The sequence below is a fragment of the Burkholderia sp. ZZQ-2 genome (assembly GCF_050768715.1).
In the GTDB taxonomy this organism is placed as follows: Bacteria; Pseudomonadota; Gammaproteobacteria; order Burkholderiales; family Burkholderiaceae; genus Burkholderia; species Burkholderia cepacia.
This window is the reverse complement of record NZ_LDVA01000321.1, coordinates 13,310-38,409: the sequence shown is the minus strand read 5'-3', so window position 1 is coordinate 38,409 and position 25,100 is coordinate 13,310. Positions and strand designations below refer to the sequence as shown.

The following is a 25,100-nucleotide window of genomic DNA, read 5'->3' as shown; positions in this document are numbered from 1 at the left end:
ACGGGTAGTCACGCATCGGGCAGACGCGGTATCACGAAGACCGGCCCGTCCGGTGACCCGACCTGCCCGGCGGAGCCGGATCGTGTCTTGCAATCTGCTTTCGATTGGGGCCGTGCCCCTCGCGTGGCCCGATGCTTGCTTGCAATGACGGCAAAGAGTCCGGCAACTGACCGGAAGATCCCCGGAGGAGACAATGCGCGATGACGTAGAGCAGGCGGCCGGATCGCGGGCCGCGCATTCCGCCGGCTGGCCCGCGCCGTCGATCCAGAAAGCCCATGAGCGGTCCGAGACGTTCGGCCTGCAGGTCTCGGCACGCCCCGACTACGACGTGCTGTCGAGCGCGGCGCTGGTGCTCAAGCGCGAGCAGAGCCGCGTGCTGTGCGCGCATGCGATGCCGGTGATGGAGACGCTGCACGAGCAGATCGTCAACACGCAGAGCATGATCGTGCTGACCGATGCGCAGGGGTTGATCCTGCATTCGATCGGCGACGACGATTTCCTGCGCCGCGCGGAGAAGGTCGCGCTGCGCCCGGGCGCGAACTGGGCGGAGGACCGGCAGGGCACCAACGCGATCGGTACGGCGCTCGCCGAGCTGTGCCCGATGGTCGTTCACGGCGACCAGCACTTCCTCGCTGCGAACCGCTTCCTCACCTGTTCGAGCGTGCCGATCCTCGATCCGTACGGCGACGCGATCGGTGTGCTCGACGTGACCGGCGACCACCGCAGCTACCACCAGCACACGATGGCGCTCGCGAAGATGTCGGTGCAGATGATCGAGAATCACCTGTTTACGACGACCTTTCAGGAGACGTTGCAGGTGTCGTTCCATGGCCGCCCCGAGTTCCTCGGCACGCTGATGGAGGGGATCGTCGCCTTCACCGCCGACGGCCGTTTCCTGTCGGCCAATCGCAGTGCGCAGTTCCAGCTCGGCATGCCGCTCGCCGCGCTACGTGCGCATACGCTGTCGTCGCTGTTCGACGTCACGAGCGCACAGTTGATCGACCGCATGCGCGCGAGCACCGACCGGCACCTGATGCTGAACCTCGGCACCGGCGCGGTGGTCTGCGCGCGCGTGCATTTCCGGCGCGCGACGCTCGCCGAAGGCAGCCGGCCGACGGACGTTCACGACGCGGGTGCGCCGGCCGCGCGCGCGAACGCGGTGCCCGCGCCGGCGGCCGGCACGTCGGCCGGCCTGTCGCGGCTCAACTACCTCGATACCGGCGATCCGCAGGTTGGATGCGTGATCGCGAAGGTGCGCAAGGTGATCGGCAAGGACATCCCGATCCTGATCACCGGCGAGACCGGTACCGGCAAGGAGCTGCTCGCGCAGGCGATCCACAACGACTCGCCGCGGCGCGATGCGCCGTTCGTCGCGGTCAACTGCGCGTCGATTCCGGAGACGCTGATCGAGTCCGAGCTGTTCGGCTACGAAGAGGGCGCATTCACCGGCGCGCGCCGCAAGGGCTCGATCGGCAAGCTGCTGCAGGCGAACGGCGGCACGCTGTTTCTCGACGAGATCGGCGACATGCCGTATCCGCTGCAGGTGCGGCTGCTTCGCGTGCTGCAGGAGCGCCTCGTCAACCCGCTCGGATCGACGAAGACGATCGCCGTGGACATCGCGATCATCTGCGCGACGCACCGCGATTTGCGCGACATGATTGCGCAGAACCGCTTTCGCGAGGATCTGTACTACCGGCTGAACGGCCTCGTGGTGCGCCTGCCGCCGCTGCGCGACCGCACGGATCTCGCGGTGGTCGTGCAGAAGATGCTGCAACGGGAGGCCTACGCGGGCCCGGGCCGGCCGCCGCTGTCCGTCGCGCCGGACGTGATGGCGCTGTTCGTGCGCTGCGCGTGGCCCGGCAACTTCCGCCAGCTCGGCAACCTGCTGCGCACGGCGGCGGCGATGGTCGACGACGACGGCGAGATCCGGCGCGAGCACCTGCCGGACGATTTCTTCGACGACCTGCGCCGCGACGATACCCGGGCCGAGCCGGCCGCGCACGATCCGTCCGCCGCGGCATGGCCCGCGGACGCGCTCCCGGCAGGCGACGCGCGGTTGCAGGATGTCGCCGCGTCCGCGATTGCCGCTGCGCTCGCGCGCCACGGCGGCAACGTGTCCGCGGCGGCGCGCGCGCTCGGCGTGTCGCGCAACACGATCTACCGGAAGATGCCGGCCGCCGACCCGCAGCGCCAGCCGTCCGACGAAAGCTGACGCGCGCCACGGGTTCGCGGCCGCGCGGCCTGTCACAGCCGGTGTGTCAAGTTGCAACACCGGTGTTCAACGATTCAACACCTGTCACCGCCCATGCGCATCGTGCGGCCGCGGCGTCGAACCGCATTCGCGCCAATCGCGTAGGCAAATCGTAAGGATTGCGTCCCGATGCCCGGGCGAGCGCCGCGCATCGCTGTCGGGCCGTCGAAGTGCGGCCTCGGCACGCTCCTTGCTGAATAGGAACCGACCGCTCGATTGCTGCGGTTGTACGACTCACCGACTCACCGACGCAACTCATCTACTCAATCAGGAGACACATCATGCAGTGGACCACCCCGTCTTACACCGACCTGCGTTTCGGCTTCGAAATCACGATGTACATCGCCAACCGCTGATCGCCGAGCGTGCCGCCCGCTTTGCCGTGATCGGCGCGGGCGGCGTCGGGAGCTGACGCCCATGAAGATCAAGATACTCGGCTCGGGAGCCGGCGGCGGCCTGCCGCAATGGAACTGCAATTGCGCGAACTGTCGCCGCGCACGCAGCGGAAGCGGCCACGTGCTGCCTCGCACACAGTCGTCGATCGCGGTCAGCGACGACGGCATCGACTGGATCCTCGTCAACGCGTCGCCCGACATCCTTTCCCAGTTGCGCGCGGATCCGGAGCTGCAGCCGGCACGCGCGATTCGCGACAGCGGCATCGCCGCCGTCGTGCTGTGCGACGCGCAGATCGATCACGTGACGGGCCTGCTGATGCTGCGCGAGCGCTCGACGCCGCTGCCGCTCTACGCGAGCGCGCCGGTGCTCGACGACCTGTCTACCGGCTTGCCGCTCGTGCCGCTGCTCTGCCATTACTGCGGCGTCGCCGCGCATACGATCGTGCTCGGCGAGCCGTTCACGGTGCCGGCGGCAAGCGGGGTCCGCTTCACCGCGATTCCCGTCGACAGCAAGGCGCCGCCTTATTCGCCGCGGCGTGCGTCGGCCGCGCCCGGCGACAACATCGCGCTGTCGATCGAAGATGTCGCGAGCGGCCGGCGCGCGTTCTATGCGCCGGGGCTCGCGGCCGTCACCGACGACGTGCGCGCGGCGATGGACGGCGCCGATCTCGTGCTGGTGGACGGCACGTTCTGGAGCGGCACCGAGATGATCGACCTCGGCCTGTCGGGCAAGCACGCGGCAGACATGGGGCATCTCGCGCAATGCGCGGAGCACGGGCGGCCCGGCATGATCGACTGGCTCGACACGCTGCCCGCGCGCACGCGCAAGGTGCTCACGCACATCAACAACACGAATCCGATTCTCGATCCGCATTCCGTCGAGCACGCGCACCTGCGCGCGCATGGCATCGACGTCGCGTACGACGGCATGCAATTCCAGGTCTGACCATGAACGCACCGATTCCCGCTACGGCATTGCATCCGACGCCCTGGAGCGCGACCGAATTCGAGGCGCGCCTGCGCGCGCTCGAATCGCGCTATCACATCCATCACCCGTTCAACCGCCGGCTCAACAGCGGTGCCTGTTCGCCCGCGCAGATCCGCGGCTGGGTCGCGAACCGCTTCTACTACCAGATCAACATCCCGCTCAAGGATGCGGCGATCCTGTCGAACTGCCCCGACCGCGACACGCGGCGCCGCTGGATCCAGCGGCTGATCGACCACGACGGGCAGGGCGACAACGAAGGCGGCATCGAGGCATGGGTGCGGCTCGGCGAGGCGTGCGGTCTCTCGCGTGCCGAACTGTGGTCGCTCGAGCACGTGCTGCCCGGCGTGCGTTTCGCGGTGGACGCGTACGTGAATTTCGCGCGGCGCGCGCCATGGCAGGAAGCCGTGTGCTCGTCGCTGACCGAGATGTTCGCGCCGCAGATCCATCTCGACCGGCTCGCGGGCTGGCCGTCGCATTACCCGTGGATCGAGCCGGACGGGCTGCACTACTTCCGCAGCCGCGTGCCGCTTGCGCAGCGCGACGTCGAGCACGGGCTTGCGGTGACGCTGCAGCACTTCACGACGCCGGATGCGCAGCAGCGTGCGCTCGGCATCCTGCAATTCAAGCTCGACATCCTGTGGTCGATGCTCGACGCCGTCGAAAAGGCCTACCCGCTATGAACGCGATCGAAGCTGCCAGCGGCGTGCCGCTGCGCCCCTGCCTCAGGGGCATGTACCGCCTGCAATGGGAGGCGGCCCAGGATGCATACGTGCTCCTCTATCCGGAAGGAATGGTCAAACTGAACCCGAGTGCCGGCGAGATCCTCGCGCGTTGCGACGGCACGCGCGAGCTGGACGACATCATCGGCGAGCTCGAGCGCCTGTTCAGCCAGTCGGACCTCGCGACCGACGTGTACCGATTCCTCGATCATGCGCGACTGCGCGGCTGGCTCGACTGACATGGCCCCCGACACTTCCCGTCCGTCCGCGCCGCTGTGGCTGCTCGCGGAACTGACGTACCGTTGCCCGCTGCACTGCGCGTTCTGCTACAACCCGGTCGATTTCGCGACCCACGGCGCGGAGCTCGACACCGATGCGTGGCGCACGGTCATCAGCGATGCGCGCGCGCTCGGCGCCGCGCAGATCGGTTTCTCGGGCGGCGAGCCGCTGCAGCGCGACGACCTCGAGACGCTCGTCGCGCACGCGCGCGGGCTCGGCTTCTATACGAACCTGATCACGTCGGGCGTCGGGCTGAACGTCACGCGCATCGAGCGGCTCAAGGCGGCCGGGCTCGACCATATCCAGTTGTCGCTGCAGGATTCGACGCGCGAGCTGAACGATTTCCTGACGAGCACGCGCACGTTCGAGCTGAAGCGCGGCGTCGCGCGGCTGATCAAGGCGCACGGCTACCCGATGGTGCTCAACTGCGTGCTGCATCGCTACAACCTGCCGCACGTCGGACAGATCATCGAGATGGCGCTCGACCTCGGCGCCGATTACCTCGAGCTCGCGAACACGCAGTACTACGGCTGGGCGATGGTGAACCGCGACCAGCTGATGCCGACCGTCGAGCAGGTGCGCGAGGCGGAGGAAACGGTCAACCGCTATCGCAAGCTGGTCGGCGAACGCTGCAAGATCCTGTTCGTCGTGCCCGACTATTTCGAGCGGCGCCCGAAAGCGTGCATGAACGGCTGGGGTTCGGTGTTTCTCGGCGTCGCGCCGGACGGCACCGCGCTGCCGTGCCATGCCGCGCGGTCGCTGCCGGGGCTCGCGCTGCCGAACGTGCGCGACCGGTCGCTGAAGGAAATCTGGTACGACAGCGACGCATTCAACGCGTATCGCGGCGAGGACTGGATGCGCGAGCCGTGCCGCACGTGCGACGAGCGGCATGTCGATCACGGCGGCTGCCGGTGCCAGGCGTACCAGTTGGCCGGCGACCCGGCGCAGCCCGATCCGGTGTGCGAGAAGTCCGCGCATCACGGCCGGGTCGAGCAGGCCGTGCAATTCGCGCGGCGACCCGCGCCGCGCGACGAACAGCCGCTGGTGTTCCGCAGCAAGGAGAATTCGCTTGCGCAATGTGGAGCGGCCTGCGACTGCTGACAAGGCACGGCGACGGCGGCGGGGTGAACAGGGCAAGGCAACGCGATGGAAGCCGGATCGATAGATATGCATTCCTCTTCATGTCGGCGATGTGGCGCGCGTGTACGAGGATGGGTGAGCGCGCGAAGGCGGGTGCGATGAGCACCGCTGCCTTCGGAACGCGGCAGGCGACCGGCGTGCGTGGTGCCGCTGGCGATCGGGTACGCCGTCGCGGAACTTGCGTCGCGTCGGTCTTCGCTGCCGTATGCGTTCTGCATGCCGCCCTGTTCGTTCTGCTCGCACATGAGCAGATCGTACGACGCGAACCACTGCAACGGCAGGTGATCGTGGCGACGCTGATCGCGGCGGCGCCGGAGGTGTCGACGACGGCGGCCGCGAAGGCGAAACCGGTTGCCGCGTCGCACGCGGTGCAGGAGGCTACGTCCGCGCCCCGATCATCTGCGGGCAGTGGGTTGAGGACGAACCGGCAGGTCGCGTCCGGCCGTCCCCGCCCGCCGGCGCATGACGCGCCTGTGCCGGCTCCGGCACAGTCAGGTCCGTCCTTGCCGGCCGCGGCGCAACGCGATACGCCGCACGACGATGCGGCCGCACGAATGCCGACGCAGGCGCAGACGCAACCCGAATCCCGATCGTCTTCCGTGTCGGTGCCGCCGCGCTTCGTCGCGCATCCCGACTGCGCGCTGGTCAAACCCGACTACCCGCCGCAGTCGCTGCGCCTGGGCGAGCACGGCACCGTGCTCGTCGAACTGGAGACCGATGCGGCAGGGCAGATCGTCGCCGCACGTGTCGTGACCGGCAGCGGTTATCCGCGTCTCGACGCGGCGGCGCGTGAAGCCGTACTGGCTAGCCGCTGTGCGCCGCATGTGTTCGACGGCGCGCCGGTGCCGACGCGGGCACGCGCGCCGATCGCGTTCAATCTCGACGACTGACAGGACACTTCATCATGACAATCTACGGAATCGAGCACGTATGGACGCAGGGCGACCCGATGACGCGCGCGGTCGCGCTGTTGCTCGTCGCGATGTCGATCGCATCGTGGACGGTGATCGTGATCAAGGCGATCGAACTCGTCGGCATCCGGCGCCGCGCGGCGCGCGCGGAAGCGCGCTTTCGGGACGACGGCGGCGCGGCCGGCGCGATGCACACGCTCGGGGGGCAGGACAGGCCGTTCGTCGATCTCGTTCGCGCGGGCCAGGCGGCGATCGCGCATCACGAAGCGAGCAGGCACCGGCTGCACGACCGGATCGACGCGAGCGACTGGCTGTCGCGCAGCCTGAAGGCGTCGGTGGACGAATCCGCGGCGCGGATGCAGCGCGGGCTCGGCGTGCTCGCATCGATCGGCAGCACCGCACCGTTCGTCGGACTGCTGGGCACCGTCTGGGGGATCTATCACGCGCTGCTGTCGCTCGGCGCAACCGGCGAGGCGAGCCTCGACCGGGTAGCGGGGCCGGTCGGCGAGGCGCTGGTGATGACGGCATTCGGACTGTGCGTCGCCATCCCCGCCGTGCTCGGCTACAACACGCTGGTGCGGCTGTCGCGCGATATCGTTGCGCGGCTCAACCGCTTCGCGCACGGGCTGCATCTGTTGCTGCTGACCGGCAGCGTGCCCGAGCCCGCCGGGCGCCCTGAACCGGCGACCAGGAAGCCGGCCGACCTGCACCCTGCCGCCGACGGAGCGCGAGCATGAACGCCGGCCCGGACGACGCGCCCGAAGGAAATGCGCTTGCAGCCGAGATCAACATGACACCGCTGATCGACGTGATGCTCGTGCTGCTGGTGGTGTTCATGGTGACGCTGCCGGTGCTGCATCACGCCGCGCGCGTTGCATTGCCGCAGGCGGCGAGCCCGCGCGAGGATACAAGCGTGCCGCATGTCGATGTCTCGATCGATGCGGGCGGCGGCGTGAGCTGGAACGCGCAGCCGATGTCCGATACCGGGCTGGCGGCGCGTCTTGCCGCGGCGGCCCGCACCGCGCCTCAGCCGGAAGTGCGCCTGTCCGCCGATCGCGCGGCCCGCTACGACAGCGTCGCAAAACTGCTTGCGGCCGCACAGGCGGCCGGTCTCACGAAAGTCGGCTTCGTTACCGCGCCCGCTCGCGGCCGATAGCTCGCGCGGTGTCGCGTTGCATGGGCGATGCGGTGCTGCACCTTCGCCGCACCGCATCGCGCCGGGGGCTTACTTCGCCGAACTCGCGCTGACCTTCGCGAAGTCCAGGCTGCCGAAGCCCGTATCGTCGTCCCAGCCGGCCTTCGCGGTATAGCCGTGGCTGCTATAACCGTTGTTGCCCGAGGTCACGTCGTGGAGCAGCGACGTATTGGTCGGGAAGTTCTGGTAGAACGCCGACGTCGGCAGGCCGAGGCTGTTGTTGTTCGCCGATTCGACCCGCGCCCAGCCGCCGACGAAGATCGGCGAAGCGAGGCTCGTGCCGCCGACGAGCTGGTTGGCCTGCCCGTTGATGACGATGTACGCGCCCGTCGATTGCGCGGCGTCGAACGCCACGTCGGGCACCACGCGTTTCGTCACCGTGCTGCCGAGCGCGGCCGTCTGCCAGCTCGGCGCGGTGTCGAACGCGCTCACGCCGCCGCCTGTGGCCCAGATCCGCACGGCGTTGTCGACCGGGTTGCCGTTGCTGTCGAGATCCGCGTACGCGACGCCTTCGTTCCACACGGTTTCGCCTGCCCACGTCGTGGTGCCGGTGGTCGAGAGCGTCGTGCCGCCGACCGCGACGACATACGGCGAACTCGCGGGCGACGACACGCTGTACTTGGACAGGTTGATCGTCGTCCTGACCGACGTGCCGTTGTACGTGCCGATGTAGCCGGGCGCGCCTTGCGGCGACGTCGACCATTGATAGACGCCCGCGTCGCCGGCCGAGACCGAGAAGACCTGGCCCTGCGCGACGGCCTGCTTGAACACCGCGTCGTCGGCGGCGAGCGAGCCGTCCGAGTTCGCGGCGGTTTCGTCGAGGCCGAGCGACACGTTGATGACGGTCGCCTTGTTGTCGGTCACGGCCTTGTTGTACGCCGCGGTCAGCGTCGCGTCGGTGAGGCCGCTGTCGTTGCTGTCGCCGTTCACCGCCGAGTAGAAGATCAGCTGCTTGACGCCGCCGGACGTGCCGATGATGTCCTGGCTGTCGAGATCCCATTCGCCCGGATCGCCGTCGTCGGCCAGCGTGCCCGATCCGCCCGCGACCACGGCCGTGTTGACGGTCGGCAGGCCGGCATTCCGCGTGAAGGTGTTCAGGTCGGCGATGGTCTGGGTCATGTCGCCCCAGGTGATGATGCCCACCGTGGTGTTGGTCGCGGCGGGCAGGCCGCTCGCATCGTAGATCTTTGCGAAATCGGTCGGCTGGTGGCCGACCTGTTGCGACGCGGCGGCCGCGTTCTTCGCGATCTTGTTCGGCTCGATGGCGGCGGCCGGCGCGAAGCGGTGGAGCAGGCGGTGCGGCACCGCGGCGTTCTGCAGGCCGAGCACCGCATCGACGACCGGGCCGAGCGACGCCGGGATCAACGCGGCCGAATCGTTCGCGAAGACCGGCTTGCCGCGATAGTTGAAGCGCTTGATGCTCGCGTGGAAGCCGTTTTGTGCGTTGGTCGCGTTGCCGTCGGCGGAGACCAGCGTGTTGTTCTCCGACACCGTGACGTTGCTGAAGCCGTTTGCCTTCAGGTGGGCCACGACGGCCGCGACCTGGTCGTCGGTCGGCGCGAAGCGCGCCTTGAACTGCGCGGGCGTCAGGTACTTGCGGTAGTTCGCGCTGCCCGGCTGGTTGACGTCGCGCAGGAACGCGTCGAGCTGGTCGGTGTTGCGGTTCTTCAGCACCACGGTGACATGCAGCGGCTGGCTTAGTTCGAGCGGGGTGACGTGCGTGTCGGTGAGCGCCGGCGTGCCGATGCTGTTGAGCGAGTACGCAGGCTGGGCCTGCGAGGCGGCCGAAGCAGCCGCGGCGGGCGCATTCGACAGCAGGAAAGCGGCAGTGCGGGTCGGCACCCAGCTGGTTGCGGCCTGGGCGGGCAGCGGCGCCAGCGTGGCGGCTACCGCGAGCGGCAGTGCGGCGAGGGCAAAGCGTTGCGAGAGTGTGCGATTGACGTGCTGAGTTCTCTGCATTGTGAGCTCCGAGATTTCGACGAAGAACCGGTGCAGCGCGCGACCCGGATCGCGGGTAGCGGCAGGGCGGCGCATGCAACCTGACGCAAGACCGGACCGACCGGCGTGATTCACGGCGACATAAGTTTTCCTCCCCCTCCCACCATCAAGATCGGAGGCCGGCCCGGGTGCCGGATTCGCGTATCGCGAACGTCGATCCCGCGCACGGCCTGCTGTCGTGCCGGCTCGCGTCGCAGCAACGGCGCGCGTGCCGGCCATCTGTTTCCCTTCAATCTGCTGTTGCGGATGCTTCGCTGCGTTATCACTTAATTAGGAATCCAATGAATGAAATCCGTATAAGCGGGCAATGCATGGTCGAGCGACGACGTGGTGTGCGTGTTTCGTGTGAGGTGCTGCGGGCGAGATCGAATGTCCCGGTCAACCGGGAGAGATGTCGACATCGTCCTCTTCCGCCAGAAGCGGAACGGGATGACCGGTGAAGCGGGAGCTGTGTGTTGCGAGCGGGTGCCGCGGCTTACGAATCAGCTACTTCTCGTTTTAAACGTAATAAAAACGGAAGTTGATTGTCGGGCCATTGATTTCCTGATGCGGATTCGATTTCCCGGCGATATTGCTTGCGGGGAAAGATAGCAAGAAAGAAAACGGCGAGTCAAACTTTTTTTGATTAGGTTTAAAAAGTTTAGATAATCGCTTCTCAGGGTGTTTTTTATAAACGGAAAAAGATTATGTAAGTCATTCGTCATCATTGACGAGTGAGGTATTGACGCAATGCAGGCGCAGCGCAGGCGTTGCCGAGAACCGGCGCGGCCGCTGTCATTTCGCGGCGGCGTTCTGAAACCGGCTCTCGAGGTTTCCTTGTCGGTGTGTGGCGGGAGAGCACGCGTGCGGCACAGCGCTCGATTCCCTTCGATTGAAGCCGGGCGGATCGCACGCCTGGTGTTGCACGGCATCTTCTTTTCCTTCTTGCCGGCTTTCCCGATTCCCGCAGCGGCGGCGCGCAGGTCGCGCGCCATGTGCCGTGCATCACGGCCCGGCGATCATCCGTCGTCCGCCTTGGCCTGCAATCCCTTCAACCCCTGGATCACGACCAGCAGCGCGCGGCCGTGCTCGTCCGATCCGTCCCACGCGTCGACGATCGCGTCGCGCAACAGGTCGTTGTATTGGCGGCGCGATGGCTCGGTATCGACGCCGTAGAAATTGCATAGCTTATTGAATGGCGCGCTGCGGCGCAGCCGATGCCCGTTCGACAGCCTCAGGCGCGATACGGTCGGCTGGCTGACCCCGGAGAGTCGCGCTATTTCACTGGACGAGCGTGTATCTGCCAGCAGGCGGCGCAACAGGTCTTGTACGGGAAAATCTTGGTCCGGGGCTTCCATGCGATGCATTATACCTATACAGTTACGGCTGTTGAATGGGCTTGCTGTCACCAGCGAGGCTGTATCCCGAGAAAGTTGATGACACTGAAACACCTCCCACCCACGTTCTGCTGGACCAAGATCGGTACCGAGTCCGGCGAGGAACTGCCGACCGTCGTGCTCCGCAAGGAATGGGAGCGCCGGCTCGGGGGCGGGCGTTTTCTGTGGGGCATCAACCAGCCGCTCGGCAACAGCGCGCAAATCGCCGCGCATCGCACGGGCTCGCTGCTCGCGCTGTTCTCGCCGGTCGCGTCGCGCCCGCGCGCGGGCGAGCGCAAGGACGCGCTGTTGTGGAATGCCTGGATCGACGCGAGCGGGCAGGTGCGGCCGTTGCCGCCGCATACCTTCATCGCGAGCCGCTCGACCTTGCCGTCCGGCCGGCGCCGCGAACAGCATTACGCGCTCGTCTGCGCGTCCTCCACCGCGCTGACGGTCGGCACGCAATTGCGCGTGTTTCCCGATCACCTGCGCAGCGTGAGCACCGGCAAGGCGCTCGGCGCCGCGCAGGGCGCGGCCGTGGTCGATTGCGTCGGGCGAGCGAAGGAGCAGACGGGCAAGAGCTATCCGCTCGCGCTATCGGTCGAACTCGAGGCACCGTATTTCGTGCGGCTCGCCCAGCCGTGCGTGCTGAAGGCGCGCGATCTCGCGGAAGTGAACAAGGCGGCGCGCGCCGGTGATTTCGATCGCTTCGTCGAACTCGTCGCGCGCTTGCGCGGCCGTTCGCCGACGGACGCCGTGCGCGGCGTCACGCGCGATCTGTTCGACGTGCCGCCGATCGAAACGGCGGCCGCGTATGTGGCGCCCACGCACGTGGCGCGCTTGCGCAACCGGCCGGCGGCCGAGCATCCGCGCGATCTCACGGGCGACCTGTTCGACCTGTCGCCGGGCGAAGCGGCCGCGTTCGCGGGCCTTGCACATCCGCGCATCGGGCGCGCGTGACGAATCGCGCGCGGCACGTCGCGCAAGAATTTGTTGCAATCTCGCCATAGCGGAGCGGCGAGTGCAGAGGGACAATCGGCTCGAAGCGCGCTGCGCGGCGGCCGATGCGTCGACGATCGACGGTTCGTGGTTCACGCTGCCGACATACGCACCACGCACACGGGGCGTCGGCGTGCTTCACACTGCAACCCTGAGGGAGAAGTGTCGATGTCGACCCACATCTGTTCGCGGGAAGCCCGGGCCGCGCAACGCTTCGTCGAAGCAACGCGCAACGTCGATCAGGCCTTTCGCGCCGTGCGCGGCGAAAGCGACGACGACGGTTCGTCGGCCGAATACGCGCGCGCGATGTCGCGCCTCGATCGCGCGCTCGCCGAGCTGGCGCGTGCGCAGGAGTTCTTCGATCGCGTGGTCGGCGCCGATACCACTGCGCACGACAGCTGATTCCGCCGCTTCCACGTGTCCGCGCGTCGAGTGACGCGCATGCCTCTTCATGCCGGGCAGGGCAGCCCGGCATCTCATTCGTCCCGTTCAGACTTCAGACCTTGCGGCCTTCGACCGGATAGCCGGGATCGGTATGCCCGTGCCTCGATGCGTGCCCGGGCGGCACGAGCGAATCGGCGAACCGTTCGTCGTCCGGGCCGAGTCCGAGCGTCAGCGTATCGATGTCGCTGTCCCTGTCCCGATGCGCTTCGGTGCGCGGCCGCGCGATCGTCGAGCCGACGATGCGGTTCTTCATGATCCGCGCGAGCGCGAACGCCACCGATGTCGTGCCGCGCGGCGGCGCGGCATACGTGTCAGCCCGCGCGTGTCATCTCCGGCACAGCCGGTGCAGGATGGTATGCGTAACCGCGATGCTGGAACGAGGTCGCGAAGAACCGCATCTGGTAGCGGATCGCATTCGCCCAGTAATCCCACGTATGACCGCCGGGCCGCTCCGTGTAGTCGTGCGGCACGCCGAGCGCGAGAAGGCGTTCGTGCAGCGTGCGGTTCGAGCCGACGAAGGAATCGTCGCGGCCGCAATCGATCGCCAGGTCGAGATGGGCGCGCACGAACGCGCGCGCGCTTTCGACGATCACGTTGCGGTTCCAGAATGACGAATGGCGTTCGGGATCGCCGAACACGTGGTCGATGCCCGGCTCGTCCGCGCAGCAGCGCGGATCGACCGCGCCGCTGATGCTGCCGACCGCGCCGAACGTGTCGGGCCGGTCGAGTGCGATGCGCAGTGCGCCGAAGCCGCCCATGCTGAGCCCGGTGATCGCGCGCGCGTGCTGCGTCGCGATCGTACGGAAATGCAGGTCGACGTAGGACACGACTTCATCGCCGATGAAGGTTTCGTAACGGCTGCCCGAATCGAACGGGCTGTCGATGTACCAGCTTTCGTGCCCGCCGTCGGGCATCACGAGGATCACGTGATAGCGGTCGGCGAGCGCGGCGATGTGCGTGTTCGACGTCCAGTCGGTATGGTCGCCGCCCGAGCCGTGCAGCAGATAGACGACCGGATAGCGCTCGTTGCCGCGGTTGTCGCGCGCGTAATCGTCGGGCAGCACGATCGTCGCCTTCAGCGTCTCGCTCATCGCGGCGCTCGGGATCGCGACGACCCGCGCATGAAACGCGAAGGCAGGGCTCGTGACGGCCAGCAGCAGAAGCAGCCAGAAGGTACGTGCCAGGTGCATCGATCGTTGCATGTGTCGACCCAGTCCGGCGCCGGACGCCGGGAAAACCCTGTTCCGGTGACTCTAGCAACCGCGCCTTTCAACCAAATTTCGGCGAATCATACGGTTTCGACATTTTCCCCGCCTGACGACCGGAGATGCCTGCTGCGCCCAGGATGCGCCCGATTGCATCGCGAAACGCATCCGGCCGCTCGGCCGGAATCAAGTGCCCGCAGCCTGCGATCGTGTCGAAGCCGGCGCAGCGCGCGAGCGCCCAGTCGGGTACGTGCCAGTCCGCGCGCGAGCGTTCGCCGGCGACGAGCCGGACGGGATGACGCTCGAACACCTGCGCGAGCGCCTGCAGGTAGCCGGGTTCGCCTGTCGTCGCGACGACGGAGCGGCCCATCGCGCGCAGCGTCGATGCAGGTTGATGCGCGAGCCAGCGGCAGGCGTCGTCGAGCTGGCCCGGCGACGGCGCGTCGATCGCGCCGCGCAGCCAGCCGAGCGGATCGGCGCGCAGCCCGTCGAGCATCGCGTCGGCCTCGCCGGGCGTCATGCGGCCGACCGACGCCGACCAGAACGCATCGTCGAGCGTGAAGTTGCCTTCGACGTTGACGATCCGCCGTACGCGTTCCGGGTGCGCATGCGCGAACAGCATCGCGATCGCGCCACCGACCGAGTGGCCGACGACATCGACCGGCTGCGCGCCGAAATGAGCATCGACGGTTTGGCGCACATGCTCGACCTGAGCGGTGAGCGAAATCGCGTCGAACGGCACCGCGCGATATGCGCCGTAGCCGAGCAGGTCGGGCGCGAGATGCGGGCCGTTCCATCCGCGCACGTCGAGCGTGCCGATGAAACCGTGAATGAAGACGACGGGCGTGGGCTGGGTCATGGCGCGGGCGGGCAAGGAAGGGGCGGCAATGCGAGTTCGGCGAGCAGTTCGTCGAGTTCGAGCACGTGCGTGCGGTCGTGGTCGAGCAGTTCGCGCACGAGTTCGTCGAGCGACATGCGGCGGATGCCGTCGCGCAGCCCGCAGCGTGCGAGCTGCGCGGGATCGAGCGCGGCGGCGACGGTGCACAGCGCCGCGCGACCCGTGCGGAATGCCGCGACCGCCGCGTCGAGCGGCTGCGCGAGATAGTCGCGTTGCGCGGCGAGTGCGGTGCCGTCGACGGAGGCGATCACCGGCAGGTCGAGCGTGCGTACGGCGTCGATGCGTTCGGCGAACACTGCGTCGAGATCCCGCAGATGGCACGCATGCTCGACGAGCGAGAAACCCGTGCCGTCGGGGCGGCGCGTCCGCAGTGCGGCCGGCACGTGCGCCGCATACGCGGCGAGCCGATCGGGCAGTTGCGCCAGCGCGGCGACGACACCGGCGAACGGCAGCAACTGCGGATGCGCGCTGAACACCGCGCCGTAACTGAACAGCGTGCCGCCGAGCCGCCCGCGCGCCTGCACGACGTCGTGGCCGTGGCGGCGCATGACGTCCGCGACCATCGCGCCGCAGAACTGGCGGGCCGTCGTGTCGGTTTCGATTTCGGGGAATTTCAGCGCGATCTCGTGCTGGATCGCACCGATCGCGGCGACGCCCACGCGTGACAGTGCCGCGAATTCGACGTAGCGCTCGGGTTGAGCGATCAGTGCTTCGAGCTGGGCGCCGAGCGCGGTGGTGCGGAAGCGGTCGAAACGGGAATGCATGATGGAAAGAAACGGCCGAGTAACGTATCAAAACGATACGTTACTCGGCCGGTAGCGTCAACGGCGGGATGAGCGCGATGCGCTGCAGCAAGCGTTGCCGGCGCCCGGCGGTCATGCAAGACCGCCTGACGCCGCCCGGCTTACGCGTGTTTCCCCGCCTCGGCTTGCGCACGCTGCTGCGCTTTCAGTTCCTGCAACTCGGCCGTGAATGCCGGGCTGAAATCCTCGGCCTCGAACAGCGGGCGGATCTCAATGTCGGAGTCGCCGGGCATCGGGTTCGGGCAGCGCTTCACCCATTCGACCGCTTCTTCCATCGATTTCACCTGCCACAGCCAGAAGCCGGCGACGAGTTCCTTCGTTTCCGCGAACGGGCCGTCGATGACGGTGCGGTTCCTGCCGGCAAAGTGCACACGCTTGCCGCGCATGCTCGGGTGCAGCCCGTCGGCGGCGAGCAGGATGCCGGCTTTCGCCAGTTCTTCGTTGAACCGGCCCATCGCGGCGATCATTTCGGGGTCGGGCATCCGGCCGGATTCGGAATCGGCGGTGGCCTTGACGATTACCAGGACGCGCATGGTCGTATCTCCTTGAAAGGAATCAGGGGGCGCCGCCGGCCGCGCCGACGGCAAAAACGATCGGTTACGACAACACGACGCGCGACGGCGACGCGAATCGACATCTGGCCCGACGAATATTCGGGGACGCACGCACCGGCGGGCGATGCGGCGGAGCCCTTTGCCAAAACTGTTATGCTGGTCCTCACCACGTTCACGCGGAGGGTGCCATGGCTGCTAAGGAAGTGTCGAAGAAGAAGTACCTGAAAATCCTGAACAAACGCCTGCGTGCGGAACCGGCGGCCCCGGCCGGCGCGTCGTTTGTCTTTTTCCCGCTGGGCGCGAAGGCGAAGAACGCGACGGGTGTCGTGTCCGGCGATGCGCGCAGCAAGCGCGAACTGGCGGTGATGGCCGCGGTTCAGCGCAAGGCGGCCGAAGAGTTCGTCGTCGCCGGCGCCTGACCGGAACAACCTGCCGGACCGTCGTCCGGGTTGCCGCCACCGCGGCTTACGCGGCGGCGGCCTCGCAATGCGCGATTGCGCCGGCGAGCACGCGCGGGATGTCGTGTGTGATGGCCGGGCCGTGCATCGGCAGGATGACGTCGAGATCGAGCGCCTGGATCCGGCGCAGCGCGCTCGCCAAGTGTGCGAGCGACGGCAGGTAGTCCGAGCGCCGGATCGAATCGAGGATGGCCGGCAGCGGGTCGTCGGCGGCTTCGTCGCCGAAGCGCATCAGGATGTCCGACGACAGCAGCGCCTTGTACGCCGGCAGATACACGACGAGCGCATCCCATTGATGGACATGCTTCGTGAAGATCGGCACGACGTCGACGCCGGAGATCGTCGTCGGCTCGCCGTCCTTCAGCGGCTTCGCGCGCACGCCGAAGATATCGGCCAGCCCGTGCGTGCAGATCGGATGCGCGTACGCGACGAGCGCCGGATTGGCCGCGAGGAAGTCGGGCAGTGCGCCCATCTCGTCGACTTCGAAATGCGGGACGACCACGCTGCTCACCATCGACGGCGCGATGCCGACGGTCGCGAGGCTCGCGCTCAGTTGCGGAAAGTTGGAACGCGTGCCCGTTTCGATGCAGACGACGTCGCCATCGGGCGACCGGACGAAGAACTGGCTGAAGCCGAGCTTCAGCTTGTCGATGTAGGTCGTTGCGCGAAACAGGCCGCTGCGGATTTCTTCGATACGGGCGGTGTCCATCGAGGCGGTCCTTGCGCGGGCAGTGGGGGGCGGGGCACCCCGATCGCGCGCGCCGCGATGTGCCAGGGGCGCGCGACACGGTGCCTCGACGCAGTCTAGCAGCGCCGCGCCAGGCGCGAATCCTGTCAGTTCACGCAGCGGCCGGCACGGCGCTGAACGCCATGCCGGCCGGAAAGCACGCCCGGGTCGTCGATTCGGCGCTCAGGACATCTTGTCTGCCGCTGCCGCATACCGGCCGCCGCCGCCCGCTTCGTCGCCTGCCGCGAGCTGTTCCAGCGCGAGCCCCTTCGTCTCGATGCCGAGCGTCCACACCGCAATGGCCGCCGCGACGAACGACAGCGCGCCGAGCGTGAACACGCCGCCCTGGCCGAACACCGGCAGCACGACGCCGACCACGTAAGGCCCGATCAGCGAGCCGACGCGCCCGATCGCCGATGCGAAGCCCGACCCCGTTGCACGCGCACCGGTGCCGTACAGTTCGGGCGTGTACGTGTACAGCGCGGCCCACATCCCGAACAGGAAGAACTGCATCGCGAGGCCGGTGACGATCAGCAGCGTCGTGCTGCCGCCGTACAGCGCGCTCTGGCCGTATGCGTATGCCATCGCACCGCCGCCGATCAGCGACGCGATGCAGGTCGGCTTGCGCCCCCAGCGTTCGACGAGCCACGCGGCGCACAGGAAGCCCGGCACGCCGCCGAGCGAGATCAGCACCGTGTAGAACACCGATTTCGTGACCTCGAAGCCGGCCTGCTGCAGCAGCGCGCCGAGCCACGACGTGAGGCCGTAGAAGCCGAGCAGCGCGAAGAACCACAGCAGCCACACCATCACCGTGCGGCGACGATACACGCCGCTCCAGATCTCGCGCAGCGCGCCGTGGCCGCGTGCCACGACCGGTTCCGCAAGCCGCGACGGCGGCGGCAGCGTCGTGACGCCGGCCGAGCGCATCACCTTCGCCTCGATCGTGTGCATCACCGTGTCGGCTTCCGCGTGCCGGCCCGCATGCTCGAGCCAGCGCGGCGATTCGGGCACGATCCGGCGCACGACGAGCACGAACACGGCGGGAATCGCGAGCAGCGCGAACACCGTGCGCCAGCCGAACTGCGGCAGCACGAAATACGCGACGATGCCGGCCGTGATGAAGCCGAGCGGCCAGAAGCCGTCCATCAGCGCGATCAGGCGGCCGCGCTTCTCGGTCGGCACGAATTCGGACAGCAATGTTTGCGCGACCGGGAATTCCATCCCCATCCCGATCCCGAGCAGCACGCGGTAGACGATCAGCGCGTCGACGCTCTGCGCGGTCGAGCACAGGTAGGAGGCCGCGCCCCACAGCACCATGCTCCACTGGAATACCGGCCGGCGGCCGAAGCGGTCGGCGAGCAGGCCGGCGACGGCCGCGCCGAGCACCATCCCGAAGAAGCTCGCGCTCGCGACGAGGCCGGCGGCCGCGGTAGACAGGCCGAACTCCTTGCGGATCGAGCCGAGCACGAACGTCATCGTGCCGAGGTCGACCGAGTCGAAGAAGAACGCGATCGCGATGATGAAGAAGATCCGCTTGTGATAGCCGGAGAACGGCAGGCGTTCGAGCCGGGCGGCGGCGGAGGCGGGAGCGGTGGCGGCGGGCATGGCGTCCTCTGAAATGAAAAGGGGCCGCGAAGCGCGTGCTTCGCGGCCCCGATGCTTCGTCTTCAGTAGACGCGACCACAAAATGCCGCATCAGAGGAAAAACGCCGCCTGCTTGCCCAAATGCGTCATCGGCGGCAGCGCGGGGTGCGGCCGCTTTGCATCAGTTCTTCAGCTTGTAGCCGGTGCGGAACATCCACGCGACGATCGCCAGCAGGATCACGAGGAACAGCCCGGTCGCGGCGAGGCTGATCCACACGTGCACGTCGGCGAGCCCGTAGAACGACCAGCGGAAGCCGCTGACCAGGTAGACGATCGGGTTGAACAGCGTGATGACGCGCCACGCGGGCGGCAGCATGTCGACCGAGTAGAAGCTGCCGCCGAGGAACGTGAGCGGCGTGATGATCAGGAGCGGCACGAGCTGCAGCTTCTCGAAGCTGTCGGCCCAGATGCCGATCACGAAGCCGAACAGGCTGAACGTGACCGCCGTCAGCACGAGGAACAGCACCATCCAGAACGGATGCAGGATGTGCAGCGGCACGAACAGGCCGGCCGTGGCGAGGATGATCACGCCGAGCAGGATCGACTTCGACGCGGCCGCGCCCACGTACGCGATCACGATCTCCCAGTACGACACGGGCGCGGAGAGGATCTCGTAGATCGTGCCCGTGAAGCGCGGGAAGTAGATGCCGAACGATGCGTTCGAGATGCTCTGCGACAGCAGCGACAGCATCACGAGCCCCGGCACGATGAACGAGCCGTAGCCGATGCCGTTCACGTCGCTGATGCGCGAGCCGATCGCGGAGCCGAACACGACGAAATACAGCGACGTCGAGATCACCGGCGCGATGATGCTCTGCATCAGCGTGCGGCGCGTGCGGGCCATTTCGGCGCGGTAGATCGCGCGGATTCCATGCAGGTTCATGCGTCAGGCTCCTTGCTGCACGCCGTTGCGGCGGTTGTCGATCAGGCTGACGAAAATGTCCTCGAGCGAGCTCTGCGTCGTATGCAGGTCGCGAAAGCCGATGCCGGCCGAACCGAGCGCGTTGATCAGCGTCGCGATGCTCGCATCGTCGCGCTGCGAGTCGTACGTGTAGACGAGCGCTGCGCCGTCGTCCGCGCGTTCGAGGCCGAACGGCGCGAGCGCGGGCGGCACGTCCGCGAGCGGGTGCTCGAGCTGCACGGTGAGCTGCTTCTTGCCGAGCTTGCGCATCAGCTCGCGCTTCTCCTCGACGAGCACGAGCTCGCCGCCGAGGATGATGCCGATCCGGTCGGCCATTTCCTCGGCTTCCTCGATGTAGTGCGTGGTCAGCAGGATCGTCACGCCGCTTTCGCGTAGCGAATCGACGAGCTTCCACATGTCGCGGCGCAGCTCGACGTCGACGCCGGCCGTCGGCTCGTCGAGGAACAGGATGCGCGGCTCGTGCGACAGCGCCTTCGCGATCATCACGCGGCGCTTCATGCCGCCCGACAGCGTCATCAGCTTGTTGTCGCGCTTGTCCCACAGCGACAGCGCCCTCAGCGTCTTCTCGATATGCGCGGGATCGGGCGCCTTGCCGAACAGGCCGCGGCTGAACGACACGGTCGCCCAGACGGTTTCGAACGCGTCGGTCGTCAGCTCCTGCGGCACGAGGCCGATCATTTCGCGGGCCGCGCGGTAGTGATCGCGGATGTCGTGGCCGCCGACCGTCACGCGGCCTGAGGTCGGCGTGACGATGCCGCAGATCGAGCCGATCAGCGTCGTCTTGCCGGCGCCGTTCGGCCCGAGCAACGCGAAGATCTCGCCGGGGCGGATGTCGAGGGTCACGTGCTTCAGCGCCTGGAAGCCGGACGCGTAAGTCTTGGAGAGGTCGGAGACGGAAAGGATCGGTTGCATGCTCACGGATGGCACGGCCGGCCGGCGCAACGGTGTGCGCCGCGCGTGCCCGGTGCCGCCGCCGCTGCGAAGCGGCCGGGACCGGGGACGGCATGGCGAACGGGCGTCATGTCGAACGGCGTTGTGGTGCGGGATCGCAGGATCGCGGGATCGCCATATTAGCAATCGACAGATGGAAATGCATTCTCGTGGAAAGGGCGAGCATTGCCGGTGCTGGATTGGCGCGAATTGACGGCGCATCGGCCAATAACGCGGTGTTTTATTTGCGGTGTTTGAACAATGCGTGCCGTTTTATGCGAACGAGGATGCGATCGCGTGTCCGTCCGGCGGCGGCGCGGCCGGACGGCCGACTGTGCCGCCCGAAGGCCGACGCGCCGTACCGGGACGGCGTGCGCCGCGCTCGCGATAATGCGTTCCTTTCACCGTTTACGGAGCAGAGCGCATGTCTTTGGTCGATTTCAAATCCGTGGCGGCCGCGCAGGCCGTCGCGTGGAAATCCACGATCGTCGGCGAGGTCGGGCCGGCCAGGATCAAGGTGCTGCGCATGGATGCGCAGGCTTACGAAGCGGAAGTGCACGACTACAACGAGGGGCTGTTGGTGCTCGACGGCCGGATGATGCTCGAGGTCGGGGGCGAGACGGTCGTCGTCGAGGCCGGGCAAATGTACCTGGCGCTTGCCGGCACGCCTCACGCGGTGCTGCCGGGCAGCCACGGCACGCTCGCGATCGTCGATGTGTGAGGTTGCGCTGCAGCATGCAGGCGGATCGTCGAGGGCCTGCAGGCAAGGCAGAGCGCGGATCGGCCGTGGTTATTCAAACGCGTGTTATACGGGCCATGTATTTGTCTGAGCAAATAAATTGAAGGCTGTTTGAAAATCTGTCAAATCCCCGGCACGCACTGCGATTGCGCGGTTTCGGCCGTTTGGAACTCTGCATCCATTTACTTGTAGGAATCGTCCGATCATAGTCTCGTCAAACGACGCATCACGATAACGAATCAAGCGTACGGATGGAGACCAATTGATGAGACGCCTATCCGCGGGGCCAGTCGGACTGCCGTTTCCCGTTTTTTCGCTGAACGCAGGCGCGATGCAGGTCGCGTACCTGCGTTGTCATATCGCCGTGTAGCGGCGAACCACATCCCGTTTCGATTGTTCTCACGGCGCCGTGCCGCATGACGGCGCTGCGGGAGAGCGCTTGTCTGCCGCCGCGGCGCGTGCCGCATTTGCCTGACCGGCATCGCGGCAGCCTTGCGCACACCGTCATGCGCCGCGCGTTCGTGCGGCGGCGCGATACCAACCGGCGGGCCATGCAGCTTGTCCGGACGAGACTTGTCGTACCTGAAAAGGAGGGGTTGATGATTTGCATTCCTGAATGGCGGAAAGCGATCCTGTCGTGCGCGGTCATCGCTTTGCCGTTCGTCGCCGGTTGCGGCGGCGGTGACGATCCGGGGCCGATCAACGTGCCGCAGTGCTCGGGGAGCGCGTGCGGGCCGAGCGGTTCCGTCACGACGCCGCCCGTCGTCACGAAGCTGTGCCCGGACGCGCTCGACTACACGACGACGTACACGGGTGGCGCAGGCAGCGGCGAGTACGTGAAGGTGAAGTTCGACACGACGAAGATGACCTACCAGATGCAGTTCATCGAATCGTCGGTGCCGACATCGGCGGGGCAGGTCAACAATACGCGCGCAGGCCTGACGATCAGCGGCGCGTTCCATCATCCGACCACGCTCCCGACCGCCGAGCAGAACCGCTGTGCGTTCGTGCTCGACAGCGGCGCGACGAGCGACGGCGCGTATTCGGTGACGATCAACCGTGCGGATCCGCCGATGCTGTTCGTCGGCAATGGCGTGGTGGGCGGCGGGATTCCGGGGGCGACGATTGCGTTCGCCGGTATCCCGCTGCTCCCGGGCATCACGCTCGGCGTCGTACCGTCGCGCACCTTCGATTTCTATCCGTTCATCGGCTTCACCGACACCGAAACCGACTTCACGAAAGTGGCGGGCAACTACAACGAGGTCGGCATCCATCTGTCGCCGATCGGCGGTGATGGTCAGAGCCCGACCGGGCCGGTCGGCTGGGAGCCCGACGTCGTCAACTGGAATCAGACGTTCAATGCGGACGGTTCGTGTTCTATCACGCAGGGCAGCGACTACTCGTGTCAGACGACCGGGACGCCGTGGGCGCAGCGCAAGAACGCGGACGGATCGGCAGACAATGTATTCGTGAGCAATCCGGTGGGGCAGGGGTATCCGATCGCGGGGCAGGGCTCGACGCTGATCATTGCACCGAGTCAGGCGAAAGGCATCATGATCGTCGGCAGGCTGAACGGCGTACTTGTGCCGATCGTGATTCGTGTCGGCTATACGCACGTCGATACGGTCAATCTGTTCGCATCGGTCGCCGATGCCGAAGTCGGCATCTCGATGTTGGCGTCGACGAAAGCGATTGCCGCGAACTCCCTGAAGGGGGGATATATCGGTGCGACCAGCGCATCCGCATGCGGCGTTGTGACATCCAGCGGTCAGGCGAACAAGGTGACGTCGCCGGGGCCGAGCTTCAACCCGAACATGCCGCACCCAGACCTGCCCGGCGTCTTCACCAATAACACCTTCTATTCGGTAGCAGGCAGTTGCGATGACGGCACGGCCGTCTCGACGATGGCCGCGAACTATACGTCCACGCTGTTCCAGGGCAGTACCGCGGCGTTCATCGATCCGCAGACGTCGGGGGTGACCTCGCAGTTCGGGCTCGACTACACGCAGGCGACGCCCGGCAAGATCAAGGTCACGGCCACGCAGGACTTCAACGCGAAGGGCGCGAGCGGCAACGTGGCGATCTTCAAGAAGGGCGACACGGGCTGGCTCGTGACGGCCGGCAATGTCTACGCGATGGTCGTCAACAACAGCCAGGTCAACCCGTTCTTCACGGTCGGCGCGTTCGTCCAGTAACCCTGTATTGAACACGTAACACCGGCGGCGCATGCGTCGCCGCCGGCGAATCGAATTTCAAGAGGATTCCTATGAATTTGAAGCAATGGATGGCCGCGGCATCGCTCGCGCCCGTGCTGGCTGCGTGCGGCGGAGACGGCGACCCGCCGCCCGCGCCGGTGGTCCGGCTGTGCCCGCAGACGATCGACTACAACACGGTGTTCATCGGCGGCTCGGGATCGGGCGAACTCGTGAAGGTGCAGCTCGACACGACGAAGATGACGTACCGGATGACCTATCTCGCGTCGCCGGTGCCGACCACGACGGGCACCGTGCAGCCGACGCGCGATACTGCGCCCGCCAATGTGGTCGACGGCACGCTGGCCGACGAGACGGGGCTGCCGACGGTGAAGCTGAACCAGTGCACGTTCCGGATGCAGAACGCGAGCCTCGACCCGAGCCGGCCCGCGCGGCTGTTCCTCGGCGAAGGCGTGCTGGGCGGCGCGATCCCCGGCGCGACGATCCAGTTCGACGGCGTGATCGGCGTCGGCAAGATCCCGAAGACGACGTTCCCGTACTACCCGTTCATCAGCTTCTCGTCGCTGGAAACCGACCTGACGAAGATCGCCGGCAAGTACAACCAGCTCGGCTACCACCAGGTGCCGTCGCAAAGCTTCCAGCCGGTGGCGCTCGACCAGCAGGTGACGATCAACGCGGACGGCAGCTACGTCGAGACCGACAACTTCGGCAAGAAGAACGGCGGGCAGCCGCTCGCGTCGAGCGCGACCGTGAACCAGCCGTTCACGCTGCGTCCGGATGCGCCGGCGTTCCAGTCGCTCAACTACCTGCCGCAGATTCCGCCGACGCTCACGGCGGTCGATCCCGCGAAGGCCGGCAAGGGGATCCTGATCGTCGGCAAGCTGCGCAACCAGCTCGTGCCGATCTTCATCCGCACCGGCGCGGCGAATGCGGACCTGACGCAGGGCTCGCCGAGCGCGGACGACGAATCGGGCATCTCGTTCCTGAGCCCGCAGACGGCGATCACGCAAGGCTCGCAGAACGGCGAGTACACGGGTGTCGACAGCGCGTTCAACTACCGCGCGACCGCGCTCGTCGGCGCGCAGGCCACGCTGCTCGATCCGTTCAACGCGTCGCAGGCCGCGCTCACGCGTGCACTGAACCTCGATTTCACGCAGAAGGTGCCGGGTGTCGTCACGACCGTGCATGCGGATGCGGCATCGGGGCCGGCGACCGGCAAGTTCGTGTTCACCGGCGGCGTGTTCGGGTTCCTCGACATGAACGATACGAGCAATCCGTACTTCACGGTCGGCGCCTTCGTGCAGTGACGCAAGCCCGGATGGAGACACGGCGG

Annotated in this window: 26 protein-coding genes and 1 pseudogene; 15 read left to right on the top strand and 12 right to left on the bottom strand. The window is 67.0% G+C overall.

Annotated elements, in window-relative coordinates:
- Positions 1-193: 193 nt before the first annotated feature.
- From ABY44_RS29630 to ABY44_RS29590, 9 genes are all read left to right on the top strand, one after another.
- Positions 194-2,212, top strand: a complete 2,019-nt coding sequence (locus tag ABY44_RS29630; RefSeq protein ID WP_027790657.1) for a sigma-54-dependent Fis family transcriptional regulator — start codon at positions 194-196, stop codon at positions 2,210-2,212.
- A 320-nt stretch (positions 2,213-2,532) separates the two neighbouring features.
- On the top strand, positions 2,533-2,607 hold the full coding sequence (gene pqqA / locus ABY44_RS29625) for a pyrroloquinoline quinone precursor peptide PqqA (RefSeq protein ID WP_006485436.1): 75 nt from the start codon (positions 2,533-2,535) through the stop codon (positions 2,605-2,607).
- Positions 2,608-2,668: 61 nt separating this feature from the next.
- Positions 2,669-3,592 (top strand): pyrroloquinoline quinone biosynthesis protein PqqB, encoded by a 924-nt coding sequence (pqqB, locus tag ABY44_RS29620; RefSeq protein ID WP_060173721.1) that lies wholly within the window; start codon positions 2,669-2,671, stop codon positions 3,590-3,592.
- Positions 3,593-3,594: 2 nt separating this feature from the next.
- Complete coding sequence (pqqC, locus tag ABY44_RS29615; protein ID WP_060173720.1) at positions 3,595-4,314, top strand: pyrroloquinoline-quinone synthase PqqC; 720 nt, start codon at positions 3,595-3,597, stop codon at positions 4,312-4,314.
- Complete coding sequence (pqqD, locus tag ABY44_RS29610; protein ID WP_021160296.1) at positions 4,311-4,592, top strand: pyrroloquinoline quinone biosynthesis peptide chaperone PqqD; 282 nt, start codon at positions 4,311-4,313, stop codon at positions 4,590-4,592. Before pqqC ends, pqqD begins: the two co-directional genes overlap by 4 nt.
- Position 4,593: 1 nt before the next feature.
- Positions 4,594-5,733 carry a pyrroloquinoline quinone biosynthesis protein PqqE gene (pqqE, locus tag ABY44_RS29605; RefSeq protein WP_059698500.1) on the top strand — a complete coding sequence of 380 codons (1,140 nt, stop codon included), beginning with the start codon at positions 4,594-4,596 and terminating at the stop codon, positions 5,731-5,733.
- A complete protein-coding gene (locus tag ABY44_RS29600; protein WP_081072861.1) occupies positions 5,709-6,662 on the top strand; it encodes an energy transducer TonB in 954 nt (317 codons plus the stop codon). Before pqqE ends, ABY44_RS29600 begins: the two co-directional genes overlap by 25 nt.
- Before the next feature lie 14 nt (positions 6,663-6,676).
- A complete protein-coding gene (locus tag ABY44_RS29595) occupies positions 6,677-7,420 on the top strand; it encodes a MotA/TolQ/ExbB proton channel family protein (protein WP_060173718.1) in 744 nt (247 codons plus the stop codon).
- Entirely contained in the window at positions 7,417-7,839 is a 423-nt protein-coding gene (locus ABY44_RS29590) for an ExbD/TolR family protein (protein ID WP_060173717.1), read from the top strand. The genes ABY44_RS29595 and ABY44_RS29590 overlap by 4 nt, the downstream gene beginning before the upstream one ends.
- 69 nt (positions 7,840-7,908) lie before the next feature.
- Here the strand turns inward: ABY44_RS29590 and ABY44_RS29585 are convergent, their stop codons facing one another.
- From ABY44_RS29585 to ABY44_RS29575, 3 genes are all read right to left on the bottom strand, one after another.
- Positions 7,909-9,837 (bottom strand): S53 family peptidase, encoded by a 1,929-nt coding sequence (locus tag ABY44_RS29585; RefSeq protein ID WP_431642927.1) that lies wholly within the window; start codon positions 9,835-9,837, stop codon positions 7,909-7,911.
- A gap of 521 nt (positions 9,838-10,358) precedes the next feature.
- Complete coding sequence (locus ABY44_RS29580) at positions 10,359-10,850, bottom strand: hypothetical protein (RefSeq protein ID WP_155637964.1); 492 nt, start codon at positions 10,848-10,850, stop codon at positions 10,359-10,361.
- A 24-nt stretch (positions 10,851-10,874) separates the two neighbouring features.
- A complete protein-coding gene (locus ABY44_RS29575) occupies positions 10,875-11,213 on the bottom strand; it encodes a helix-turn-helix domain-containing protein (protein WP_021160302.1) in 339 nt (112 codons plus the stop codon).
- Between the two features lie 78 nt (positions 11,214-11,291).
- On the opposite strand from ABY44_RS29575, the gene ABY44_RS29570 reads away from it, so the two are divergent.
- Positions 11,292-12,191 (top strand): hypothetical protein, encoded by a 900-nt coding sequence (locus tag ABY44_RS29570; protein WP_060173716.1) that lies wholly within the window; start codon positions 11,292-11,294, stop codon positions 12,189-12,191.
- 207 nt (positions 12,192-12,398) lie between these two features.
- Positions 12,399-12,632 carry a hypothetical protein gene (locus ABY44_RS29565; protein WP_021160304.1) on the top strand — a complete coding sequence of 78 codons (234 nt, stop codon included), beginning with the start codon at positions 12,399-12,401 and terminating at the stop codon, positions 12,630-12,632.
- Between the two features lie 94 nt (positions 12,633-12,726).
- Here ABY44_RS29565 and ABY44_RS29560 read toward each other — a convergent pair.
- The 5 genes and pseudogenes from ABY44_RS29560 to ABY44_RS29540 form a co-directional block, all read right to left on the bottom strand.
- Positions 12,727-12,975 (bottom strand): annotated as a pseudogene (locus tag ABY44_RS29560) (aldo/keto reductase); the annotation flags it as partial.
- Between the two features lie 10 nt (positions 12,976-12,985).
- Positions 12,986-13,864: an alpha/beta hydrolase gene (locus ABY44_RS29555; protein ID WP_059552768.1), complete on the bottom strand. Its 879-nt coding sequence runs from the start codon at positions 13,862-13,864 to the stop codon at positions 12,986-12,988.
- Between the two features lie 79 nt (positions 13,865-13,943).
- Positions 13,944-14,738: an alpha/beta fold hydrolase gene (locus tag ABY44_RS29550; RefSeq protein ID WP_081072860.1), complete on the bottom strand. Its 795-nt coding sequence runs from the start codon at positions 14,736-14,738 to the stop codon at positions 13,944-13,946.
- A complete protein-coding gene (locus ABY44_RS29545; protein ID WP_059698482.1) occupies positions 14,735-15,541 on the bottom strand; it encodes a DinB family protein in 807 nt (268 codons plus the stop codon). Before ABY44_RS29545 ends, ABY44_RS29550 begins: the two co-directional genes overlap by 4 nt.
- A 140-nt stretch (positions 15,542-15,681) precedes the next feature.
- Positions 15,682-16,113, bottom strand: a complete 432-nt coding sequence (locus tag ABY44_RS29540) for a YciI family protein (RefSeq protein WP_060173715.1) — start codon at positions 16,111-16,113, stop codon at positions 15,682-15,684.
- Between the two features lie 209 nt (positions 16,114-16,322).
- On the opposite strand from ABY44_RS29540, the gene ABY44_RS29535 reads away from it, so the two are divergent.
- Complete coding sequence (locus tag ABY44_RS29535; RefSeq protein WP_027790668.1) at positions 16,323-16,553, top strand: hypothetical protein; 231 nt, start codon at positions 16,323-16,325, stop codon at positions 16,551-16,553.
- A 46-nt stretch (positions 16,554-16,599) separates the two neighbouring features.
- Here the strand turns inward: ABY44_RS29535 and ABY44_RS29530 are convergent, their stop codons facing one another.
- The 4 genes from ABY44_RS29530 to ABY44_RS29515 form a co-directional block, all read right to left on the bottom strand.
- Positions 16,600-17,301: an MBL fold metallo-hydrolase gene (locus ABY44_RS29530; protein WP_059698478.1), complete on the bottom strand. Its 702-nt coding sequence runs from the start codon at positions 17,299-17,301 to the stop codon at positions 16,600-16,602.
- Between the two features lie 201 nt (positions 17,302-17,502).
- A complete protein-coding gene (locus ABY44_RS29525) occupies positions 17,503-18,924 on the bottom strand; it encodes an MFS transporter (RefSeq protein ID WP_059698476.1) in 1,422 nt (473 codons plus the stop codon).
- Positions 18,925-19,084: 160 nt separating this feature from the next.
- Positions 19,085-19,846 (bottom strand): ABC transporter permease, encoded by a 762-nt coding sequence (locus ABY44_RS29520; RefSeq protein ID WP_021160316.1) that lies wholly within the window; start codon positions 19,844-19,846, stop codon positions 19,085-19,087.
- 3 nt (positions 19,847-19,849) lie between these two features.
- Complete coding sequence (locus ABY44_RS29515; protein ID WP_027789763.1) at positions 19,850-20,797, bottom strand: ABC transporter ATP-binding protein; 948 nt, start codon at positions 20,795-20,797, stop codon at positions 19,850-19,852.
- Between the two features lie 442 nt (positions 20,798-21,239).
- Here ABY44_RS29515 and ABY44_RS29510 point away from each other — a divergent pair, with 442 nt between their 5' ends.
- The 3 genes from ABY44_RS29510 to ABY44_RS29500 all read left to right on the top strand — a co-directional run bounded on the left by ABY44_RS29510 (position 21,240) and on the right by ABY44_RS29500 (position 25,074).
- Entirely contained in the window at positions 21,240-21,536 is a 297-nt protein-coding gene (locus ABY44_RS29510; RefSeq protein WP_059698475.1) for a cupin domain-containing protein, read from the top strand.
- 617 nt (positions 21,537-22,153) lie between these two features.
- On the top strand, positions 22,154-23,749 hold the full coding sequence (locus tag ABY44_RS29505; RefSeq protein ID WP_059589851.1) for a DUF2957 domain-containing protein: 1,596 nt from the start codon (positions 22,154-22,156) through the stop codon (positions 23,747-23,749).
- A 71-nt stretch (positions 23,750-23,820) separates the two neighbouring features.
- Entirely contained in the window at positions 23,821-25,074 is a 1,254-nt protein-coding gene (locus tag ABY44_RS29500) for a DUF2957 domain-containing protein (RefSeq protein WP_060173714.1), read from the top strand.
- Positions 25,075-25,100: the final 26 nt, after the last annotated feature.